11 protein-coding genes are annotated in these 21,278 nt (G+C 44.9%); 5 read left to right on the top strand and 6 right to left on the bottom strand.

Annotated elements, in window-relative coordinates; all coding sequences use genetic code 11:
* Positions 1-143 precede the first annotated feature (143 nt).
* From H6F50_RS19895 to H6F50_RS19885, 3 genes are read left to right on the top strand one after another with little or no spacing between them, the layout of a single operon-like run.
* Positions 144-1,601: a sensor histidine kinase gene (locus tag H6F50_RS19895; RefSeq protein ID WP_190430038.1), complete on the top strand. Its 1,458-nt coding sequence runs from the start codon at positions 144-146 to the stop codon at positions 1,599-1,601.
* A complete protein-coding gene (locus H6F50_RS19890) occupies positions 1,594-2,040 on the top strand; it encodes a response regulator (RefSeq protein WP_190410245.1) in 447 nt (148 codons plus the stop codon). The genes H6F50_RS19895 and H6F50_RS19890 overlap by 8 nt, the downstream gene beginning before the upstream one ends.
* 8 nt (positions 2,041-2,048) lie before the next feature.
* Positions 2,049-3,596 (top strand): ATP-binding protein, encoded by a 1,548-nt coding sequence (locus tag H6F50_RS19885; RefSeq protein WP_190430037.1) that lies wholly within the window; start codon positions 2,049-2,051, stop codon positions 3,594-3,596.
* Between the two features lie 106 nt (positions 3,597-3,702).
* Here H6F50_RS19885 and H6F50_RS19880 read toward each other — a convergent pair whose 3' ends face one another.
* From H6F50_RS19880 to H6F50_RS19865, 4 genes are all read right to left on the bottom strand, one after another.
* On the bottom strand, positions 3,703-5,001 hold the full coding sequence (locus H6F50_RS19880; protein ID WP_190430036.1) for a response regulator: 1,299 nt from the start codon (positions 4,999-5,001) through the stop codon (positions 3,703-3,705).
* A gap of 166 nt (positions 5,002-5,167) precedes the next feature.
* Positions 5,168-6,982, bottom strand: coding sequence for a GGDEF domain-containing response regulator (locus H6F50_RS19875; RefSeq protein ID WP_190430035.1), 1,815 nt, complete (start codon positions 6,980-6,982; stop codon positions 5,168-5,170).
* A 272-nt stretch (positions 6,983-7,254) separates the two neighbouring features.
* The gene (locus H6F50_RS19870; RefSeq protein ID WP_190430034.1) at positions 7,255-11,961 is read right to left on the bottom strand and encodes an MHYT domain-containing protein; all 4,707 of its coding nucleotides are present in this window, start codon (positions 11,959-11,961) and stop codon (positions 7,255-7,257) included.
* Positions 11,962-12,681: 720 nt separating this feature from the next.
* Positions 12,682-16,413 (bottom strand): hydantoinase B/oxoprolinase family protein, encoded by a 3,732-nt coding sequence (locus tag H6F50_RS19865; protein ID WP_190430033.1) that lies wholly within the window; start codon positions 16,411-16,413, stop codon positions 12,682-12,684.
* Between the two features lie 248 nt (positions 16,414-16,661).
* On the opposite strand from H6F50_RS19865, the gene H6F50_RS19860 reads away from it, so the two are divergent.
* Together H6F50_RS19860 and H6F50_RS19855 are read left to right on the top strand one after the other, a co-directional pair.
* The gene (locus H6F50_RS19860) at positions 16,662-17,591 is read left to right on the top strand and encodes a ribonuclease D (protein WP_190430032.1); all 930 of its coding nucleotides are present in this window, start codon (positions 16,662-16,664) and stop codon (positions 17,589-17,591) included.
* 129 nt (positions 17,592-17,720) lie between these two features.
* Entirely contained in the window at positions 17,721-19,703 is a 1,983-nt protein-coding gene (locus tag H6F50_RS19855) for an alpha-amylase family glycosyl hydrolase (protein WP_190430031.1), read from the top strand.
* A 43-nt stretch (positions 19,704-19,746) separates the two neighbouring features.
* On the opposite strand, the gene H6F50_RS19850 is transcribed toward H6F50_RS19855, so the two are convergent.
* Both H6F50_RS19850 and H6F50_RS19845 read right to left on the bottom strand, forming a co-directional pair.
* Positions 19,747-20,364: a metalloregulator ArsR/SmtB family transcription factor gene (locus H6F50_RS19850; protein ID WP_190430030.1), complete on the bottom strand. Its 618-nt coding sequence runs from the start codon at positions 20,362-20,364 to the stop codon at positions 19,747-19,749.
* Positions 20,365-20,437: 73 nt separating this feature from the next.
* Positions 20,438-21,277 (bottom strand): M20/M25/M40 family metallo-hydrolase, encoded by an 840-nt coding sequence (locus H6F50_RS19845; protein ID WP_190430029.1) that lies wholly within the window; start codon positions 21,275-21,277, stop codon positions 20,438-20,440.
* Position 21,278: the final 1 nt, after the last annotated feature.

Below are 21,278 nucleotides of genomic sequence, written 5' to 3'. Positions count from 1 at the left end.
CGGACAGCGATGTCTTTCCGTTTTATGGAGTGGGTGAACGCTAATCGAGATGTATTCTCAGCCTATAAAGCTGCTTTGGGTTTTATTTGGGCTTGAAATCTGTTTAAGTCCCGCTAGTCAATCGCTCGAAAGAAAAAACAGGCATGAAAGAACCATCAGAAAAAATGGTTAGCGGTGGATTTACTCTGGCGCTGCTTTTGTTGTTTGGCGTCGGTGTCACTTTCTCCTGGAGCGTCCAAAGGCTGTTGAATAACTCTAGATGGGTAGATCACACTTATCAAGTCCGGGAAGAGATCGAGCATACCCTTTCGGGAATCAACAGTGCCGAAAAAGCAAGGCGAGGCTACATCATCACAGGACAAGACACTTACCTGATCAATTACCGGCAGGGCATTCAAGAAAGTAACCGGGGCTTCACAACCCTTCGGACATTAACGGCTGATAACCCTCTCCAACAGCAGAGGCTCGCTCTCCTCGAACCTCTGATTGCCGAAAAACTGAAGGGGCTGCAAGAATCCATTGAGCTGCGACAGCGGAATTTAGGAGAAGACAGGAACGCTCAAATTGCCTTTACAGATAGGAACTCAGCGATATACGAGAAAATTAAAGAGCTACTGGCTGCAATGCAAAAAGAAGAGCAAATGTTATTGCAGCGTCGCGCAGCGGCAACAAATAGAAGCGTTCGTTATACCATTCTGGTTGTTTGTATTGGCGGTTTGTTGAGTTTCAGCCTACTGATTGCGATTTACTTTCTGTTGCGAAAGCAAATTCGCGATCGCATCCTAGCAACCGAAAAACTTGCCCAGACAAACGCTGCTTTAGAAACTGAGATTGCGGAACGGTTAGAAGCAGAGCGGAAATTAGAGCAACTCACAACCAACTTGCAGCGCTCCAATCGAGAACTAGAGCAGTTTGCTTATGTAGCTTCCCATGATTTGCAAGAGCCATTACGGGCAGTGTCAGGTTATACCCAACTGTTAGTGCAGGAGTATCAAAACAGTCTGGATGAGTCTGCACAGGAATATATGGCTTATGTAATAGACGGTGCAACGCGGATGCAGCAGTTGATTCAAGACTTGCTCGCCTATTCCCGCGTCAGCACTCGCACTCAAGCATTTGTCTCCATTGATGGGGAGAAGGTGTTGCTTCAGGCGATAAACAATTTGCAAGTCGCGATCGCAGAAAGTAACGCCACCATCACCCACGACCCTCTGCCCCAAGTAAACGGTGACAAAACCCAATGGCTCCAGTTATTTCAAAATTTAATCGCCAACGCCATTAAGTTCCGCCGTGAGGAACCGCCCCAAGTTCACATTACAGCGGAGTTAAAAGATCGGGAATGGCTTTTTTCGGTACGTGATAATGGAATTGGTATCAAGCCACAGTATCTCGATCGCATTTTTGAGATATTCAAGCGTCTTCATACCCGTCGAGAGTTTCCTGGTACTGGCATTGGTCTGGCTATGTGCAAAAAAATTGTCGAGCGTCACGGTGGAAGCATCTGGGCCGAATCGCAACCAGGAGTAGGAACGACATTTTACTTTACCATTCCCCTCACGCCTGACCCTTCACTCTTAGAAGCCACGAACTCGCATGAATAGCCGCTATACCTTCCGATCCGTGGAAATTTTGCTGATTGAAGACTCTCCCAGCGATGCGAATTTAACCATCCGAGAATTTAAAAAAGCTAAGATTGCTAACAACCTGCACTGGGTTGAATATGGCGAGGCGGGAATGGAATTTCTGCGACAGGAAGGTGAATATGCCAATGCTCCACGTCCAGACCTGATTTTACTCGATCTCAATTTACCAGGGATGGATGGGCGAGAAGTCCTCATGGAAGTCAAATCAGACCCCGATCTTAAACGTATCCCAGTTGTCGTTCTCACCACCTCAGCCGATGAAGAGGATGTACTTAAGTCTTATAACCTCAGTGCCAACTGCTACGTAACGAAGCCGGTTGATATGCAGCAATTTATTCGGATTGTGCAATTGATCAATGATTTCTGGCTGGCAGCAGTAAGACTCCCACTAGAGTAACCCCAGTTATGTACAAAACGCCGATTCAAGTCCTCCTAGTGGAAGATAGCCCCAGCGATGCTAACTTGCTACGCCAACTGTTCTCGCGCTCAAATCAGGAGGGATGGCAATTAGTACACGTTGAGCGGCTGGGCGACGCAATTGATGCTTGTAGCGCTGATTCCTGGGATGTTGCTTTATTGGATCTTTCTCTTCCTGACTCGGATGGATTGGACACAGTAGCACAATTCCGGATAGCTGCACCAGATATCCCCATTGTGGTGCTGACCGGGTTTGATGATGAGGAACTTGCCCTACAAGCGGTGGCAACAGGGGCACAGGATTATCTCGTCAAAAATCAAATTACAATGCAATTGCTAGTGCGGACGATCCGCTACGCCATTGAACGCGGACAAATTCTCAAGCAGCTGCACGAAAGCGAACGACGCTTCCGAGGGATTTTTGAGCAGACATTTCAATTAATGGGGTTGTTGACACCAGAAGGAAAGATCCTGGAAGTTAACCAAACAGTTCTTAACTTCAGCGGTCTTCAATTAGAAGATTATGTTGGTCACTTGATGTGGCAGACAAAATGTTGGAATTATTGCCAGGAAAGCCAGGATTGGTTGAAAAATGCGATCGCCTACGCCGCGAACGGTCATTTTGTCCGCCATGAGATCCAGGTACAGGGCGAATTGAATGTGATGCTGTGGATTGATTTTTCCTTAAAGCCCTTGACGGACGAAACGGGGAAAGTGGTGTTGCTGATTGTGGAAGGCAGAGATATTAGCGATCGCAAACTCGCAATGACAGAAATCCTCAAAGCCCTGGAACAGGAACGAGAACTCAACCAACTCAAATCAAACTTCGTTTCCATCGTTTCCCATGAGTTCCGCACTCCCATGACGACAATTCGGATGTCTGCGGAGTTACTTCGAGCCTACAATCAGAGCTTAACCGAACAGAAGAGAAATGAATACTTCGAGCGGATTGAAGGTGCCATCGGCAATATGCTCCACCTATTAGATGAGGTATTGATCTTGGGTCAAACTCAGGCAGGTGGACTTCAGTTTAAACCCGCACGACTCGATTTAGAAAAATTTTGCTGGGATCTCACAGCAACTTTACAAGCTTGTGCTACTAGACAGCACAACATTATCTTTACCTGTCAAGGGAAACCCCCCCAAGTTGAAATGGATGAAGTCTTGCTGCGGCATATCTTCACTAATTTACTTTCCAACGCGATTAAGTATTCTCCCCAAGGTGGCAATATCTACTTTGATTTAGTTTTCCAAAATGGAGAAGCTACTTTCCGCTTAAAAGATGAAGGAATTGGTATTCCTTTAAAAGATCAACAACGCCTGTTTGAAACCTTCCATCGCTGTAGCAATGTAGGACCAATTCAAGGAACCGGATTAGGTCTTTCTATTGCCAAAATGTGTGTAGATTTACATCGGGGAGAGATTCAAGTAGAAAGTGCAGTCGGTATTGGCACAACATTTATCGTCACGTTGCCATTCAATCAGCCGTCAGGACGGGTTCCTCCACAGGAACGCCATTTACATCACCAATCTTAAGAAATTTAAAAAATTTTGCTTGACATTTCGAGCCTCCACCCGAAGATAAATTGGAGACTAAAAAAGTTGCGCGTAGCGTCTCTTCCGCTTTCGGCTTCGTTTAAGCCTATGTGGTCTTAACAAGATGTACTGGAATTTCAATCGTAAACTCTGCACCCTGTCCGGGGAATGAATGACACGTCAGTTGACCTTTATGCTTTTCTACTATAATCTCATAAGCCGTCAATAACCCTAACCCGCTGCCTTGACCTATAGGCTTTGTCGTAAAAAATGGGTCGAATAAACGCGATCGCATTTCTTCAGCAATGCCAATTCCATTGTCTTTAATTCGGATAATTATCGTTTCCCAAGCACTAAACTCTGTACTAATCCAAATTGTTGGGCTGGAAGATTCAGAAAAGTCTTGCCCAATCCTCAATTCTAGAGCATCTATAGCATTATTCAAAAGATTAAGAAATGCCTGATTAAGTTGGCTAGCATAACAATTAACTAAGGGTAAATCTTCATATTTTTTGATCACCTGAATCTCCGGGCGTTTCCCTTCTCCTCTAAGTCGATGCTGCAACAATAATAAAGTGCTATTCAACCCTTCATGGATGTCTACAGCTTTAATATCTGATTCATTAAGGCGGGAGAAAATGCGTAAAGCCAGGAGCATTGTGCAGATTCGCTCTACACCCGTTTGCATTGAGCCTACAAGGTTTTGAATATCTGAATTCAGAAAATCTAGATCGATTTCTTGAATCGCTTTCTGAATGGGAAGAGTAGGCTTTGGGTACTCTTGTTGATAGATACGAACCAGATTTAGCAAGTCTTGAATATATTTGCGTGCTGGCTCGAGATTGCCAGAAATAAAGCCAATAGAATTATTGATTTCGTGAGCCATTCCTGCGGCTAATTGACCCAACCCAAGCATTTTTTCTTTTTGAACCAGTTGTGCTTGAGCCTTCTTGAGATCGCCTAAGGCTTGTTGAAGTTGTGAGTTCTGATTTTTCAACTGAGTTTGAAGGCTTTGAATTGTTAGTTGATTTTGAATCCTCGCCAAAACCTCCTCAATTTGAAAAGGCTTAGTAATATAGTCTACGCCCCCAACTTGAAAAGCTTTCACTTTATCTAAAACATCATCCAAAGCACTTAAAAAAATTACAGGCACAGAGGAAGTTTCAGTATCTTCCTTTAACCTTTCGCAAACTTCATAACCATTCATGCCCGACATATTAATATCTAACAAGATTAGATCCGGCTGAAGTGTCTTAACTGCGGTTAAAGCCATTTGACCATTAATCGATTTACGAACGTTATATCCCTTATCTAACAGCAGGGAAGATAAAAATCGAATATTGTCTGGTGTATCATCAACTATCAGGATATCGGCTTTGAAGGTATTTGCTAATTTGGAATCCATTGGGCTTTGAATTAAAAGAGTATCAAAATTGTCAACCTGCTGATTATCGCTGCATCCCAAATAGTTAATCTTTGTAAAAAAATAGGTGCTATTTCAATTTCATTAACTATCTTTATTTAATTTAAACTTATATCTAGTAACATAGACTACACGTTTAGCTTAAATATTATTGCTGTGTATCCGATACGATTAAGTTTGTTGCTTTTTTTCCCTCTACGGGTTTGGAAAATAGATATCCCTGTCCAAATTCACAATTTAAGTTTCTTAGCTGAGATAGCTGTTCGCCCGTCTCAATTCCTTCAGCAATTACACTCATATTTAGAGTTTGAGCAATCTTCATAATCGCCGGAATCAGTCCCAAACTATCTGTTTTTTCATCTAAATAACTAATAAAAGAACGGTCGATTTTGAGAGTATCAACAGGAAAATTATATAAATAACTCAGAGAAGAATACCCGGTACCAAAGTCATCAATACATAACTGAATCTTACGTTCTCGAAGTTGCTGAATAATCGCTTTTACAGATTGAGTATTATTCATCAGAACACTTTCTGTGATTTCTAACTTCAAGCTTTGAGGATTCAGTTGGGTTTCCGCGAGGATTTGGTCAATTTGCTCAATTAAATCTGGCTGAGCAAACTGCCGCGCTGAAAGATTGACACTCATAAATAGGGGATGATCGATCAGTTTTTCCTGATACCATTGCTGAAGCTGATAGCAAGCTTCCCGCAAAACCCAATTGCCAAGTTGGTTAATCAAACCTGTTTCTTCTGCTACAGGAATAAACAATCCAGGCGATACCATTCCTCGTTGAGAATGATCCCAGCGAACTAATGCTTCAAACCCAACAATTTTGCTGGTATCAAGGGCAATAATTGGCTGATAGTGGACAATGAATTCTTGTCGTTCGATGGCTCTACGCAAGTCATTTTCAAGCTGTAAAACTTGAATCACAGCATCGTGCATCTTTGGGTCAAAAATTTGGTATTGACCTTTTCCTAAGGTTTTGGCACGATACATTGCGATGTCTGCATCTCGCAATATATGTTCTGCTCGCTCGTAATTAGGATTGCTCATAGCAATTCCAACACTAGCGTTGATGAAAATTTCCTGTTTATTTAATTGAAACGGAGAAGCAAAAGATTGAAGGATTTGATCTGCGATAAGGAGTACACTGCTGATATTTCCAACGTCTGTCAAGATAATCGCAAATTCATCACCACCCAACCGAGCCAAAGTATGATGTTGACTGAGTAATTTTTCTAAGCGGCGAGCTAAATTAATTAACAGTTCGTTAGCAGCAAGATGACCGAGAGAATCATTGACTACTTTAAAGCGATCGCAATCAAGAAACAACACGGCAAACGCCTCTCCTGAATGTTCCTTGGTGCGTTTGAGAGCTTGTTCTAGACGCTCCATGAATAAAGCTCGATTGGGCAATCCTGTAAGATCGTCATAAAGTGCCATTTTTATGAGTTGTTCTTGAAGGAGCATCCGTTCGTTGATTTCTCGCCTCAGTTCTTGATTCGCTACTTCTAGCTGAAAAGTCCGCTCTTTAACTCGTTCTTCAAGTTGAGTATTTAGTTGTTGGTTTTGGATTTTTGCGGCTCTTAACTCTAGTTGATTCTGAACACGAGCTAAAACTTCTTCAAATTGAAAAGGTTTGGCAACATAATCTGCTCCGCCAACCGAAAAAGCTTTTACTTTATCAAAAGCCTCGCTGAGAGCGCTTAAGAAAATTACAGGAATTGCAGCAGTTTTTGGATCGGATTTCAGTTTTTCACAAACTTCATAACCATCCATGCTAGGCATCATAATATCAAGCAAAATTAGATCGGGGATAACAGTTTGTATCGCTGTCATTGCCATTTGCCCGCTTAATGCCTTGCGAATGGTATAGCCTTGCTTCATTAGCAGACCAGACAGAAAACGCAAGTTTTCAGGGGTGTCATCAACGATGAGAATATCTTCTTTTGCCATAACAAGGGAGAAATTATTTATTTCAATTCTTTCATCATCGATTTTGGAAAATTCGTTAGTTTAGAATATTATTCAAAAGTCATCTTTCTTCTATTTCCTGTTTGCAGTCAATGATAAAGGTTTAAAAACTTTTGAACTAATTGATTGCAGCGTTAAATATTATTTAACCACTTATCTTAGACATTCTGCAATCATCTTCCACAGGTGTGAGAGTAGAGGAAGGCAATGGGAAACAACCTATTTGCCATCCTGCAACAAAATTTTTCAATATCTTACTCCTGCTGGGAATGTGATAGAAGAGGCGAAAAATTGAGGGAGGTTTGCTGTGAGTTTTTACCAGTAAGCTGTGTTTCAGTTGATTGAATTAATTCCATAATTTGCTCAAACTGAAAATTTTCGACCAAATTGGTCAAAGCATTTATAACAAACGAATTTTCTGGGGGAATTTCCTGAAGGAGCTGAAGGAGCAAGAAATCGCTGCCTTGGGAAGCTGCATAGTGTAGCTGTTGTATCCATTCAGAGGGCATAGTGGAAATCTGAAGGGGGATGTCAGAATCGGAAGTCTCTGGTAAATTTTCCTTCCTGCTTTCGGTGGGTAATGCTTCCTCCTCATAGAGATATTGCACCCCTAGATATTTATTCATTTTAAAGAGTAGTTCCTCTTCTCGAAAAGGTTTACGCACGAAGTCATCGCATCCCGCTGACAAGATAATTTGTCTGTCTTCTTCAAAAACGCTGGCAGTTAGGGCAATAATTATGGTTGCCTCACCTTTTAAGGAAGCTCTAATTTTTTTGGTAGCTTCATAGCCGTTCATCACAGGCATCCGCATATCCATCCAGATTAGATGGGGTTCCCAACTCTCCCAAATTGCCACAGCTTCTTGACCATTTTCAGCTTCTTGCACCTCAAAGCCCAAGTAAGTAAGAAGCTTAACTAGGAGGAGACGATTTGTGGGCTTATCCTCCACAACTAGAACACGATAGATGGGTTGGTCAGGAGCTAAACCAATAACTTTTTTATAGATAGATTGGGATGTTTCAATCTCCATCTGCTCAACCAAACCTGCCTGAATGTCAAAGGTAAATTTGGCTCCCTGACCTGGATGACTACTGACTGCGATCGCTCCTCCCCCCATCAGTTGGACAAACTTTTGACTGATCGGTAAACCCAAACCCGTACCTTGACAGGACTTCAGCCCAACTGAGGTTTGTCCAAAAGCTTCAAATAACCGATCGAATTCATTTGGGTCAATACCGGGGCCAGTATCTTCCACTTCAAAGAGCAGGCGGATAAAAGGCACAGGTGAGGAGTCTGCTTGTTCCCCAACACTCCTGCTTTCCGCCTCTCCTTCCTCCCCTGTAACGCGCAGGGTTACGCTCCCTTTGTCAGTAAATTTGATGGCATTACCGAGAAGGTTAATCAAGACCTGACGCAGCTTACTTTCGTCGGTTCTGACGTACTGGGGGACAGCAGCCGTGCATTCAAAGTTAAGCAAGAGTCCTTTGCTTGTGGCTTTGAGTTGTAGCATCTGTTCAAGACTATTGAGCAGACAATACAGGTCAAAGTCATTTTCATGTAGCGTGACTCGCCCTGCCTCGATTTTAGCCATCTCTAAAACATCATTAATCAATGCCAGCAGATGATCGCCACTGCGACTGATGATCTCCAGGTATTTCTGATGTTCGGCAGATAGGGAGGTATCAAGGCTCATCAATTGGGTAAAACCAAGGATGGCATTGAGGGGTGTCCTTAGTTCGTGGCTCATATTGGCAAGAAATTCGCTTTTAGCACTGTTGGCAGCATCGGCGGCTTCCTTGGCGATCATCAATTCAATTGACTGCTGTTGAGTTCGCGCTAGCAATTCTGCCTGTTGGATCGCAACGCCTAACTGTGCCCCAATTTGAACAACCATCTTGATTTCTGCCTCTTGCCATTGGCGAGAACCGGAATTTTGGTATGTTGCTAGCAAGCCCCACAGTTGATTGCTATGGAAAATCGGAACAATGATATAAGCTCGTGCTTGAAAGCGCTCCAACAGTTCTAGGTAACAAGCGTCAAATCCAGCTTGGTAGATGTCTGGGACACAACGATAACTGGTTCCTTGGCGATAAGTCCCGCCTTGATTTGCTTGCAAATAAGTATCTTGGATTGGCTCCTCTGCACTTCCCAAAGTTTTGCCAGCACAACCCACCTGGTTAACGGCAACCTTGGGCAGCTGAGATTGATGAATTTGTTCGGGAACTAGCAAATTCCAGCCTTCTGCTACCGACTCCGATACAAAATCCCCACTCCAGTCGGGATGGAAACGATAGAGACCAACGCGATCGCAATTAATCGCATGGCGTAATTCTTCGGTTGTAGCGCTAAAAATCTTGTCAATTTCTAAGGTTTGGCGCATTCGCTGAATCACGAAAGCGATCGCTTTTTCCCGTTCTGCACTCTCCCGTAATGCGGCTTGTGCGGCTTGACGTGCCTGGGTCCCTGCAATGAATTCGTTGACTAATTTAAGCCAATTAATTTCTTCTTGACTCCAGACTTTGGAAGAGCTTATGGCATCCAAACCCATAAAACCGACAACCGTACCAGCGTAAAGCGTCGGAACGGCAAGCCGAGACTGGATGCACTGGAGTTCCGTCAAGGTTGGTTTGGCGGCTAAGGGTGGGCGTTCGGCAGGAAATTGAACCGTTTTGCCACTCAAAAGTTGGTTGTGAACCCAGTGATGATTTTCAACGGGTAAACCTTGAAACCGCTCGATCGCTGGCTGAATGCCAAAGCCGCACCACTCGTGGGTCATATTCCAGCCGTTTTGGCGATCGGAGTAATCAAACAGGTAAGTGCGATCGCACCCCAAAAACTCGCCAACGGCTTGCAGCGTGAAAGCGATCGCAGTATCTAAGTTTTCGTCAATCAGCATCCCAGAAATCCGGCTCAAGCAACTGTCCATCGCTGCTCGTTTTGTCAGCAATTCCTCTGCTAAGTTCCGCTCCAGCTCGGCTCCCGCTCTGGCAACAAAAATTTTCATAATCATTTCTTTGCCAGGATCGTGAGCCATTGGCTGCACATCCAACACCGCCAAATTGCCAATTGTATTGCCAGCCGAGTCTCTTAACGGAATTCCCCAGTAGCTTTGTGCGCCTAACTTCTCTAACGCTGGGAAGTTAGGAAAAAGTTCTTGTACCTCGGATGGATAAAAACCGCTCGTTCCTTTCAAGACGTTTTCGCAGGGACTACCCGCCAAGTCGTACTCGAAATTTTCGCCAAAGCCCTCACCCGTCCAGAAAGCCAAAGTTCGCACTCTAGTTTCAGTATCATCTGCAAATTGACCGACTACAGCGTAGCGGACTCCCAAAACTTGGGCGAGATAGCGGACACAAGAGCGAAAGAACTCATTGCCAGTTGCAGAAGCTGTTCCCTCAACCATTAAGTGCAGTGCCTCTTCCCTCTGCTTGCGATCGGTAATATCAGTATGGGAACCTGCTATGCGATAGGCTGTGCCGGTTTCATCCCACAATGCCACGCCACGGGTCAGAATCCAGCGCCAGCTGCCATCTTTATGGGATGCCCGAAACTCTACCTCGTAGTTGGGGATTTTCTTAGTTAAATAGGCAAGCATCACCGCTAACACTCGCTCTGAGTCTTCTGGGTGCAGAACTCGGTTGAAAGTATCGATGCTATTCGGAATTTCTAAGTCTTCATAGCCCAACATACTTTTCCAGCGAGGCGACAGATATACATAATTTGCTGGAATATTCCAATCCCAAATCCCGCCATTAACTCCTTCTACCGCTAAAGCAAATCGTTCTTCACTTTGGCGGAGTGCGGCTTCCGCTTGCTTTTGGTTCGTAATATTGCTGAGGGTACAAACAATTCGCTCTACACTCCCGTCCTCTGCTAGCTGCGGGTCGGCATTTACTAGCAGCCAGCGTTGATTATGGCTCTCAGGATGGTCGATTCTCACGACAATATTATGAATCGGTTGGCGCTGGGCAATGCTGGACTGCACGGGTAGCTCTGGCGTTGGGAAGGGTGTACCATCTTCTTGCTGCAACAGCCAATTTGCACCAAATACCTGATGCGATAAATCCTCTGAGTTGAGATTGAGCAGATTAATCGCAGCTTGATTGTAGGTGAGAATTTCGGCATTAGCATTGAGCAGTAATACTCCTACCTGCATTTCTCGGATCAGCATCCGAAAGCGGTTCTCACTTTCCTGTAACGCTTGCTCTCGAACTAACTGCGCTGTTAAACGCCGATCGAATAGAGAGGTTAATAGGGCTAGGCTCAAAATGAACAAGGTAGCAATCCCGATAGCGATCGCCAACCAAGACTGAGTGATGGGGGGAGACGGCTCTAGTGGAAAGACTTTGTGAGGGGTAAAGTGAGTCGCCCACATTCCCGTGTAGTGCATCCCACTGATGGCAATTCCCATCAGGAGAGCGCTGCCGAATTTCTGCCATAGCAAACCTTTTAAGGATTGCTCTTGTAGCCGAAATGCCAGCCAAAGCGCGGCAAAAGAAGCGATGATGGCGATCGCTACCGATAGGCTCACCAATCTCCAGTCATACTCAATCGTCGCCTGGACTTGCATGGCTGCCATCCCTGTGTAGTGCATCCATGCAATGGCAATTCCCATACAAACCCCGCCGCCGATGACCAGCGGGATTGAAACAGCGCGACTCAGCAGCCACAAAGCAATGCTTGAGGCAAGAATCGCGCACATCAAGGAGAACAGGGTGATCCACACATCGTAATTGACAGCCTGTGGCAATTGGAAAGCCAGCATAGCAATGAAATGCATTGACCAAATTCCGGTTCCCATTGCCCCTGCTCCACCCAGAAGCCAGCGCCATCGTCCCCGTTCCACAGCAGACCGCACTCGTCCGGCTAAGTCTAGGGCTGTGTAAGAAGCTATTACCGCGATCGCAAAAGAAAGGATTACTAAACCTAGGTTATAAGTGCCAGCCATTGCGCTATGCATATCTTTTTCAATGTCGCGGATTTCTAAAAATCAATCGATATAAAAAAGTTTTTCAGCAAAAGGAATGCATTTGTGAATGGCTTCCTTAATCTCGCCCCACGAGTTTTTTTGAACTTACAAGTCCCGTTTCGATTCCTACCAACCCCCGCATAATGGCAGGCATAGCCTATCGCATTCGCGCTGCTACAAAACGGTAGAAAAAGGAGGGGAAATATAGTCAAAGCCCCTCTTAAAAAATGAGATTTAGGGGAACCTCCGTGTAAGTCGTATCGAATTAGCCCGCCTAAAGAAAGAACTTCCTCTGTGTTTAGACGAATCAGTAAACATTGCCCGAATCGGACAATTAAATTTTTTTGAGAATTTGCTTTAAAATCCGTAAGTTTGTACTTGATTTTTTTGATTTCCTAAGATACTACTTCAACTAAAGCGTCGGATAGAGACCGTATAAAGTTCTGTCAACTACCTAAACTAGCATTCTTTAATTAAATATGCCTTATTAAGAATCACTTACAGATAGGCGCTAACCTTATTGCTTTAAGCGATTCGTTTACAAGCCGCGCAAACAAAGGATTTCAGCAGTTTTTCCAACTCAAGCAAATAAATTACTAAGTATAATTCCCTACTTTTCCTACTTTTCCTACTTGCTGTTTGGGTCGAATATAATCATCTATCAAAGGTCAAGGGTTGCGATCGCGCTTTTATCATGTATCAATTATTAGGTTACAGATTCTTGGCAATTCCATAACCTCCACCTCCTGGTGTTTCGATAACAAATACATCGTCACGCTGCATTTCTACAACCCCTGTACTGCCTAATTCCTCTATAGTTTCATCAGTACGCTGCACATAATTTTTCCCGACTGCACCCGCTTCACCACCATGCAAACCAAAGGGAGAAATGACACGACGACTTGATAAAATTCCAGCAGTCATGGGTTCAAGAAAACGCAGGCGACGGATAACACCATTCCCTCCATGATGATGTCCATTCCCGCCACTATTGGGACGAATCGCAAAACTTTCTAAAAGGATAGGAAATCGCCATTCCAATACTTCTGGGTCGGTAAGACGGGAGTTTGTCATGTGAGTTTGTACGGCGTCGGTGCCGTCGAAGTCAGCGCCAGCGCCGGAACCGCCACAGATGGTTTCGTAATATTGATAGCGATCGCTTCCAAAGGTGAAATTATTCATCGTTCCTTGGGAAGCTGCCATCACCCCCAGCGCCCCATACAAAGCATCGGTAATGTTTTGCGAAGTCTCTACATTTCCCGCCACCACAGCAGCAGGATAACGCGGATTTAACATACAGCCTTCGGGAATAATAATTTCCAAAGGTTTGAGACAACCCGCATTGAGGGGAATATTGTCATTCACTAAAGTGCGGAAGACATACAATACTGCTGCCTTGCACACGGCTGCTGGTGCGTTTAAATTACTCGGTTGCTGAGGAGAAGTGCCGGTAAAATCTATTTTGGCGCTGCGAGTCGATTTGTCGATGGTGATGCTAACTGCGATCGCGCTGCCATTATCCAGAGGACAGGTGAAACTGCCATCTTTGAGAACTTCGATAACCCGACGTACCGACTCTTCCGCATTGTCCTGTACAAAGCCCATATACGCTTGCACAGTCTCTAAACCATAATGCTCCATCATCTTGTGGAGTTCTTGCACGCCGCGTTCGTTCGCCGCAATTTGTGCTTGCAAATCTGCAATATTTTTACTGGGATTTCGGGCTGGGTAAGGGTTGGATGCCAGCAGTTCCAGCAATTCTTTTTCTCGAAAATGTCCTCCCTCCCCTAGTTGAAAATTATCAAGTAGCACTCCTTCTTGTTCTACCGTGGTGCTGTTTGGAGGCATGGAACCTGGGGTAATCCCGCCGATATCTGCATGATGTCCGCGCGAGGCAACGTAGAAGAGGGGAAGCGTGGGAAGGGAGGTTGTAGAGACGCGATTTATCGCGTCTGGAGAGGAAGCAAATACAGGGCTAATTACAGTGATATCGGGTAGGTGCGTGCCGCCGTTGTAGGGATTATTTGAGGCAAAGACATCTCCGGGTTGAATCGTGTCGCCACAGGCGTCAATTAAACTTTTGACGCTTTCACTCATGGAACCCAAATGTACGGGAATATGGGGGGCGTTGGCGACTAACTGCCCGTGTTGGTCAAAAATTGCACAGGAGAAATCTAAGCGTTCTTTGATGTTGACTGAGGAACTGGTATTTTGCAGAGTAATGCCCATTTGTTCGGCGATCGCGCGAAACAAATTATTAAAAATCTCCAGCATCACCGGATCGGGACGCTTGAGGATTCTAGATTCTGGATTTTGGATCGAGAATTGTAAATCTGCCGAACGCTGTAAAATCAGATGATTGCGATCGCTTAGTTGTGCTTGCCAACCGGGTTCAATCACATTCGTACCCGTCGCATCGGCAATAATCGCAGGGCTAGAAATCCAGTCTCCGGGTTGCAAATCCTCTCGCTTATACACTGGCGTCTCGTGCCACCGATCCGCCGCATACATCTGTACAGTTGCCACCGGCGAGGGAAGTTCATCGCTGCGACGCTGAATGACAGCTTCCTCTACTCTCTCCGTCTTCGCCACCACCTCAACTGAAACTGCCTCTACAATCAGCCTTTTATCTTCCACAACAAAGCCGTAACGCTGCCGGTGCAACTCCTCAAACCACCCCCTCATCGCCGCCGTATCCCCAAAATCTACAATCAGCGCCGAATCAGTCCCCTCATACCGTAAATGCACCTTCCGAAAAACCTCAATCTCAACATCCTCCCTTCTCTCTTCTTCCTCTCTTTCCTCTGCGTCCTTGGCGTCGTGGCGGTTTAATTCCTCCTCCCCCTCCCCTGCCAACTGGCTTAACATCCCCTCCAAACTCAGCACTAACTCCTCACTCAGATGCGCCTCCACCGCCCGTTCTCGCAGCACCCGCATATCTGCCAAACCCATACCATAAGCCGATAACACGCCAGCGTAGGGATGCAGAAACACCTGCTTCATCCCCAACGCATCGGCAATCAGACAAGCGTGTTGTCCCCCCGCGCCCCCAAAGCAGCACAAAGTATATTCCGAAACGTCATAACCGCGCTGGAGAGAGATTTTTTTAATTGCACTCGCCATTGTTTCAACTGCGATCGCGAGAAATCCAGCCGCCACTTGTTCCGGCGTCCGATTGTCCCCAATTTCTGCCGCCAGTTCATTAAACTTTTGCCGTACTACTTCTGCATTCAGCGGCAAATCTCCGTTCGATCCAAACAATTTCGGGAAAAACTCCGGTTGCAACTTGCCCACCATCACATTGCAATCCGTCACCGTCAGCGAACCGCCTTTTCCATAGGCAGCAGGACCCGGATTCGCCCCCGCTGATTCGGGTCCCACGCGATACCTCGCCCCATCAAAAAAGAGAATCGAACCGCCACCAGCAGCAACCGTATGAATTGCCATCATCGGCGTCCGCAGCCGCACTCCGGCAACTTCCGTTTCAAAGGTGCGTTCGTATTCGCCGTTATAGTGGGCGACATCTGTAGAAGTCCCGCCCATATCAAAGCTGATAATTTTGTTGAATCCCGCCATCAAGCTTGTCTGTACCGCGCCGACAATGCCCCCAGCCGGGCCAGATAAAATACTGTCTTTCCCTTGAAACTGTTGGGCATCGGTAAGTCCACCGTTGGACTGCATGAACATCAACTGGGGAGAGTTTTGAGTTGAAAATTCCGATTCCAAACTGGCTAGCTGACTGGCAACTCGATCTACATAACGCCGCAAAATAGGCGATAAATAAGCATCAACAACGGTAGTATCACCGCGACTCACCAACTTCATCAACGGGCTAACTTCGTGCGATACCGAGACTTGGGTAAATCCAATTTTCCGCGCTGCATCTGCTATTTGTTTCTCGTGTTCGGGATAGCGATAGCCGTGCATGAAGACAATGGCACAGGAGCGAATCCCGTCGTTGTACGCTTCTTGTAGAGATGCGATATATCCTGTTTCTACGGGGATTAATTCTTCGCCTTGGGCGCTGTAGCGTTCCTCGACCTCAATCACTCGCTCGTAGAGCATCTCTGGCAATACAATGTGACGGGCGAAGATATCGGGGCGATTTTGGTAGCCGATGCGAAGGGCATCCCGAAATCCCTGAGTAATGACCAGAAGAGTGCGATCGCCCTTGCGTTCCAGAAGCGCATTTGTCGCCACAGTGGTTCCCATCTTGACAACTGCAATCTGTTCCGATGGAATAGGTGCATCTGCCGCAACTCCCAAAATGTCTCGAATTCCCTGTATTGGCGCGTCAGTATACCGTTCGGGATTCTCCGACAGCAGCTTATGAATCACCAGTTGTCCATCCGGACGCCGCGCCACAATATCAGTAAACGTACCACCCCGATCGATCCAGAATTGCCAGCGGTTATTTACGTCGGAAGGTAGATTGGAATGCATAATAAAAAATAATTGCGCGATGTTGATGATAAAATCTTTCTAATTAATTCTTATTATAAATACCGTTGCTAGTTTGTCCGGTTTTAGTTTGAAAACATCCAACCTATTTTAATAAACATATTTTTTGATATAAAAATAGCTTTTGTAGCAGGAATATTTATAAATATTAATTACTGTAACTTCTAAAAGTAAAATAAATAATCTAACCTTTTATTTAACTTTTATTTACAAAAAGGATGTTTTAGAGAATGCTTTACTTCACAGAAACAGAGAAAGCTAAAGTTCTAATTGATGAATATTCAAAACGCCAGCTTTTGTACTTAGATACGGAAGTTGCCGATTATAATACTCGCAAGCCTAAACTCTCTTTAATTCAAATATTAGATGACTTTACCGATGTAAGCGGAGATAGCGTTTGCATCTTAGATGTTTTAGATAATTCTGAAATTGCAGAAATATTTATTAAAGAAATCATGGTCAATCCTGCAATTGAAAAAGTCTTCCACAATTCCAGCTACGATCTGAAGTTATTAGGTAAAACCAAAGCTAAAAATGTAAGTTGCACCTTAGAGATTGCCAAATCAATCCCTTACTATTTATTGCCAGTACCAAATTTACAATTGAGAACTCTGGCAGAAAAGCTGTGCTATTTTCCCAATATAGACAAAACCGAACAAAGCAGCGATTGGGGACAGCGACCGCTGACAGAAAGTCAGCTACAGTATGCAAAAATGGACCCGATTTATCTGGCTCACGTGCATCAGCGGCTGTTGGAATTAACTCAATTGAGTAGTCCAGATCCAGAACAGGAAGATGTAACAGCTCTAGCCCAACGCTATCGAGAAATTGAGCAGGAATGGAAGTTGCTAGATACCGAAATTGACCACATCCAAAATAGGCTCAAAGCCGCAATGCAGGCACAGGAACTATCAGAGACGAAATATTTCCAATTATCCAGTTATGAGCGAACTACAAAAAAGATTCCGTTTAACCAGTTGGCAAGAATAGCGGAAATTCATGGAATTGATTTAGAGTTTCCGGTAACGCTAACCCAAAATCTTCAGAAGGACTTAGGAGAATTGGTCGCGGAACTTCCCGTGGAAGAAGAGAAAACTACTATCTGGCGGTTGAATCCCAAAGAGCAGGAAGATGAAGAGGATGATGGGATTCCATTTTAAAGAATATTCTGTTAATTCAAGTAACTATCTCTTTCTTCCAGTCTTGGGATTCACCTTTTATCTGGAATAGCAGTCTGTTCTCGTGTGTAAAAGCTCGTAGCTAACCTTCGTATTCAAGGGGTTTCTGTAATGCTTCCTGATTTATTGCATCGCAAACAGACACATTTCGTTTTGTGGCGTCCAGGAGATATTAAACCCCCTCCAACGCTTTACATCGGCGACTTCGCTGGAGATAATCCAAGCTCATTTGAAAATTTTCAAGAATTCGACTTAATCCAATCAACAGATTTTCCAGAACTTTGGGAAATACCAGCGGAAAACTGCAATTTAACAGACGGAGAGGTTTATTTTTACTGGTTTAAAGTCCGCGACACTGACGCCTACACCAACACCCATCGAATTCTCTACTGCACCGATCCTACCGCTTACACGGTGGATCGGCGTTTCTCTGCACCGAAAATCCTTTCAGAAGAGGGAATGTCCGACCTAGATCCAGCTAGCGTCATCCTCTACCGAGATAAAATGCTGGTTCCGTGCGATCCGAAGGGGCAAACAGCGGACTGGGAAGGAGATACGATAGAAAACCTACAACCGAATAATCGGCTAGTGATTTACGAGTTGCCCACTCGCTGGACTCGAATTCGTTCAACTGGGGGAATTCAAGAAGGAAACGGGACTTTTCGAGACGTAGTTTCTCTATTTGTGGAAGAAGCGATCGCACCTACTTTCTCTACAGTCCGCGCTTTACAAAACCGTGCTCATCTAGTGGAATTAGGTGTCAATGCTTTAGAACTTTTACCGCCATCTGATAGCGATCAAACAGATAATTGGGGCTACGGTACGGCTAATTATTTTGCAGCTGATTATGACTTAGGTCGCCCGGACAGCCAAGAAGCGCCCACGGCTTCCACCGATTTAATTAATCTTATCAAAGTTTGTCATCAACATGGCGTGCGCTTTTTTGTTGATGCGGTAATGGCTTTTTCTTACAACAATCCTTACCGCAACATTAATTATCTAGAATTTTATATCAAGTTTAATAGTGGCGATCCAGAACAAGGAAATCGGGACGGATTTGGCGGTGATTTGTTTAAGTACAACTATTGGGTAGAAGGGTATCATCCGCTTGCAGGTACGCGATCGCGTTTTGTTCCTGCCCGCGAATATATGAAAGCCTACATCGCCCACTGGATGGATTACTATCGGGTAGATGGTTTGCGCCTCGATAGCGTCAACAATATCGGCAATTATGACTTTTTGCAGGAATTTAAAGATTATGCGCGATCGCTTTGGCAAGAACAAAGCAAAAGCGGTGATAAATTTCTCGTAGTCGGTGAAGAATTAAGCGTACCTCTCGCTTTAATTTCACAGAATCGTCTCGATGGGTTGTGGAACGAAAAGTTTAAGCATATTATCCGTAGCGTCATTCTAGGACAAAATTCGTCTGATGAGCCTAGCTTTGAATGGAGCGTCCGCAAACTCATTGACTGTCGTAATTTAGGGTTTGCAGATGGTTCTCAAGCAGTTAATTATCTGACTTCCCATGATGTAGGAGGCTTTGGCAACGAACGCTTCTACAGCTACCTAAATAATAATCAAGTTTTTGATACAGAAAAGCGCATCAAGCTAGCATTTGTTTGTTTGCTCACTGCTGTCGGGATTCCGATGATTTTGGCAGGAGATGAATTCGCCGATCAAAATGACTTGCCAACTTCAGATGACCATAAAAAACAGGTCGATCCGGTCAACTACAGCCGTCTAACTGATGATTGGCGACAGCGTATTTTTAATTATGTTGCCCGACTAGTAAAGTTTCGTACTACTTCTAATGCCTTAGCAGTCAACGACACTCATTTTCTCCATGCAGACTTCAATGAAGGCAAGCGGGTTCTAGTCTGGCAGCGAGGTAAAGACGATCAGTTAGTAGTTGTGGTAGCAAATTTCTCTGAGTATGGGACTCCTCCCGGTTCTGAGTATAAAGTACCCAATTGGCCTGCAACTCCGCCTGGTAAACAGTGGAAAGAGATCGCGCAAGATCGAATGGTTCCTGCTGAATGGGTTGGCAGAGAAGGTATCTTCCCCTGGGAAGCTAAGGTTTACGAGCTGGTTTAAACCTATTTACCCTCAGAGATAGGGGCACGGCACTGCCGTGTCTCTACTCACTCAATACTGGTCTCTTAATACTGGTTTCTAAACGCCAATACACACCATTTTCCCGCCGCATCAGTTTAGAGGCTATCAACTCTCGTCGCAGAGTGGCGCAGTCAGGATGGTGGCGCTTGATGATTTCATTCACCTGAAGTTCTGGGTAATTAATCCCGATTTCAAATTGGTTTGCCAACCACTTGAGAATCACTTGGCGTTTTTTGCGACTGGCAGGAATTTCTTTCAGGCGAAGAACGCGATCGCATCCCGCTTCGCTAACGTCCTCAAAAAAGTTTTTCAATACCTTGCTCTCCCATGCTTCCCCTTCTACATCTTCGACGAGAGAAGCCATGTTATCTGGGGTGAAAATCTCTTTGCTAAAGTTTTGCAGCGCCTCGCTATTGAGTCGATACAAATGAGTATTGCCGTCAGGGCGCATATTCACCAAATTGAGTTCTTTCAGTTTACCCAAATGATGGGAGACAGTCGGCTCCTTCAGTTTCACAATCGCGGCTAATTCTTCGACGCTGCATTCCCGATTCGCCAGAATCCCCAAAATCTTCAATCGGCTTTCGTCAGCGAGAACCTTGAAGAAGCGTAGCAGGGTTTGAAATTCCGCTTTTTCCATCGTTTTACGTCTAATTAGATACATATCTAATTAGAAGTTTATCTAATTAATTGTGCGGTATGCAAGTCATCTTTCACAGACGGCTAATACCGGAAGCCAAACCGCGACAGACGCCGGTCAGAAAGTTTAAATCCAGGGTTTCTATGGTGTCGCTCGGTTGATGGTAATGGGGATTTCGCATAAATGCTGTATCTGTCACCATCATTGCTTTATAGCCTAAATCCCAGAAGGGCGAGTGATCGCTCAGTCGCGTTGAGCTGACGATTAAACCTTTATTCGGCACCGGCAACCATTCGCTTGGAACCCCAACTTTACGAATGTTGCGACTCAGGTGGATTAAATCAGGAATGGTCGGCAAATTGCCAATCAAAGCAATGTAATCACCTCGATTCGGGTAAAAGCGTTCTAATCCGGCCGGATAGCGTTGCGAACCAGGGGCGGAGTTGCAATATCCCAGCATTTCTAAGGAAAGCATCAAACGAAGTGATTGTCCTTGTTGCTTCAAATCAGCGGCATATTGCTGACTCCCTAGCATCCCGTATTCTTCCATATCAAAAGCAACCAATCGCACCGGGTATTTTATCGGTTCTGCTGCGAAAATTCTCGCCAATTCCAATAGCGCGGCGACACCCGTGGCATTATCATCTGCGCCTGGGGTTCCAGGTGCAGCGTCATAATGTGCGCCAATAAGAATCGGTGGCTTCTGATTATTTGTCGCAGCTGGTAGATTCAGAATGAGATTCTGATGGTTTTGACCGCGAATGCTGAACTCGTGGGTTTCTACAGTTCCCCATTGTTGCAGTTGTTCGCGGATGTAATGCTGGACGTAGAAATGCCCCGAACTGGCGAGATAAGGGTCGCGATCGCGTACTATCTGGGTCAGATGCGATCGCAAGTTTTCTTTTAAATCCAAT

This window comes from Coleofasciculus sp. FACHB-712 (genome assembly GCF_014695635.1).
Classification (GTDB): domain Bacteria; phylum Cyanobacteriota; class Cyanobacteriia; order Cyanobacteriales; family FACHB-T130; genus FACHB-T130.
The sequence above is the reverse complement of the archived record's forward strand: the minus strand, read 5'-3'. Positions and strand labels throughout refer to the sequence as shown.

Bases quoted from the DNA above. Each gene is read 5' to 3' on its own strand.
- H6F50_RS19860 (WP_190430032.1), top strand. From the start codon at position 16,662: ATGCTTTACTTCACAGAAACAGAGAAAGCTAAAGTTCTAATTGATGAA.
- H6F50_RS19885 (WP_190430037.1), top strand. From the start codon at position 2,049: ATGTACAAAACGCCGATTCAAGTCCTCCTAGTGGAAGATAGCCCCAGC.
- H6F50_RS19870 (WP_190430034.1), bottom strand. From the start codon at position 11,961: ATGCATAGCGCAATGGCTGGCACTTATAACCTAGGTTTAGTAATCCTT.
- H6F50_RS19895 (WP_190430038.1), top strand. From the start codon at position 144: ATGAAAGAACCATCAGAAAAAATGGTTAGCGGTGGATTTACTCTGGCG.
- H6F50_RS19875 (WP_190430035.1), bottom strand. From the start codon at position 6,982: ATGGCAAAAGAAGATATTCTCATCGTTGATGACACCCCTGAAAACTTG.
- H6F50_RS19890 (WP_190410245.1), top strand. From the start codon at position 1,594: ATGAATAGCCGCTATACCTTCCGATCCGTGGAAATTTTGCTGATTGAA.
- H6F50_RS19855 (WP_190430031.1), top strand. From the start codon at position 17,721: ATGCTTCCTGATTTATTGCATCGCAAACAGACACATTTCGTTTTGTGG.
- H6F50_RS19880 (WP_190430036.1), bottom strand. From the start codon at position 5,001: ATGGATTCCAAATTAGCAAATACCTTCAAAGCCGATATCCTGATAGTT.
- H6F50_RS19865 (WP_190430033.1), bottom strand. From the start codon at position 16,413: ATGCATTCCAATCTACCTTCCGACGTAAATAACCGCTGGCAATTCTGG.
- H6F50_RS19850 (WP_190430030.1), bottom strand. From the start codon at position 20,364: ATGGAAAAAGCGGAATTTCAAACCCTGCTACGCTTCTTCAAGGTTCTC.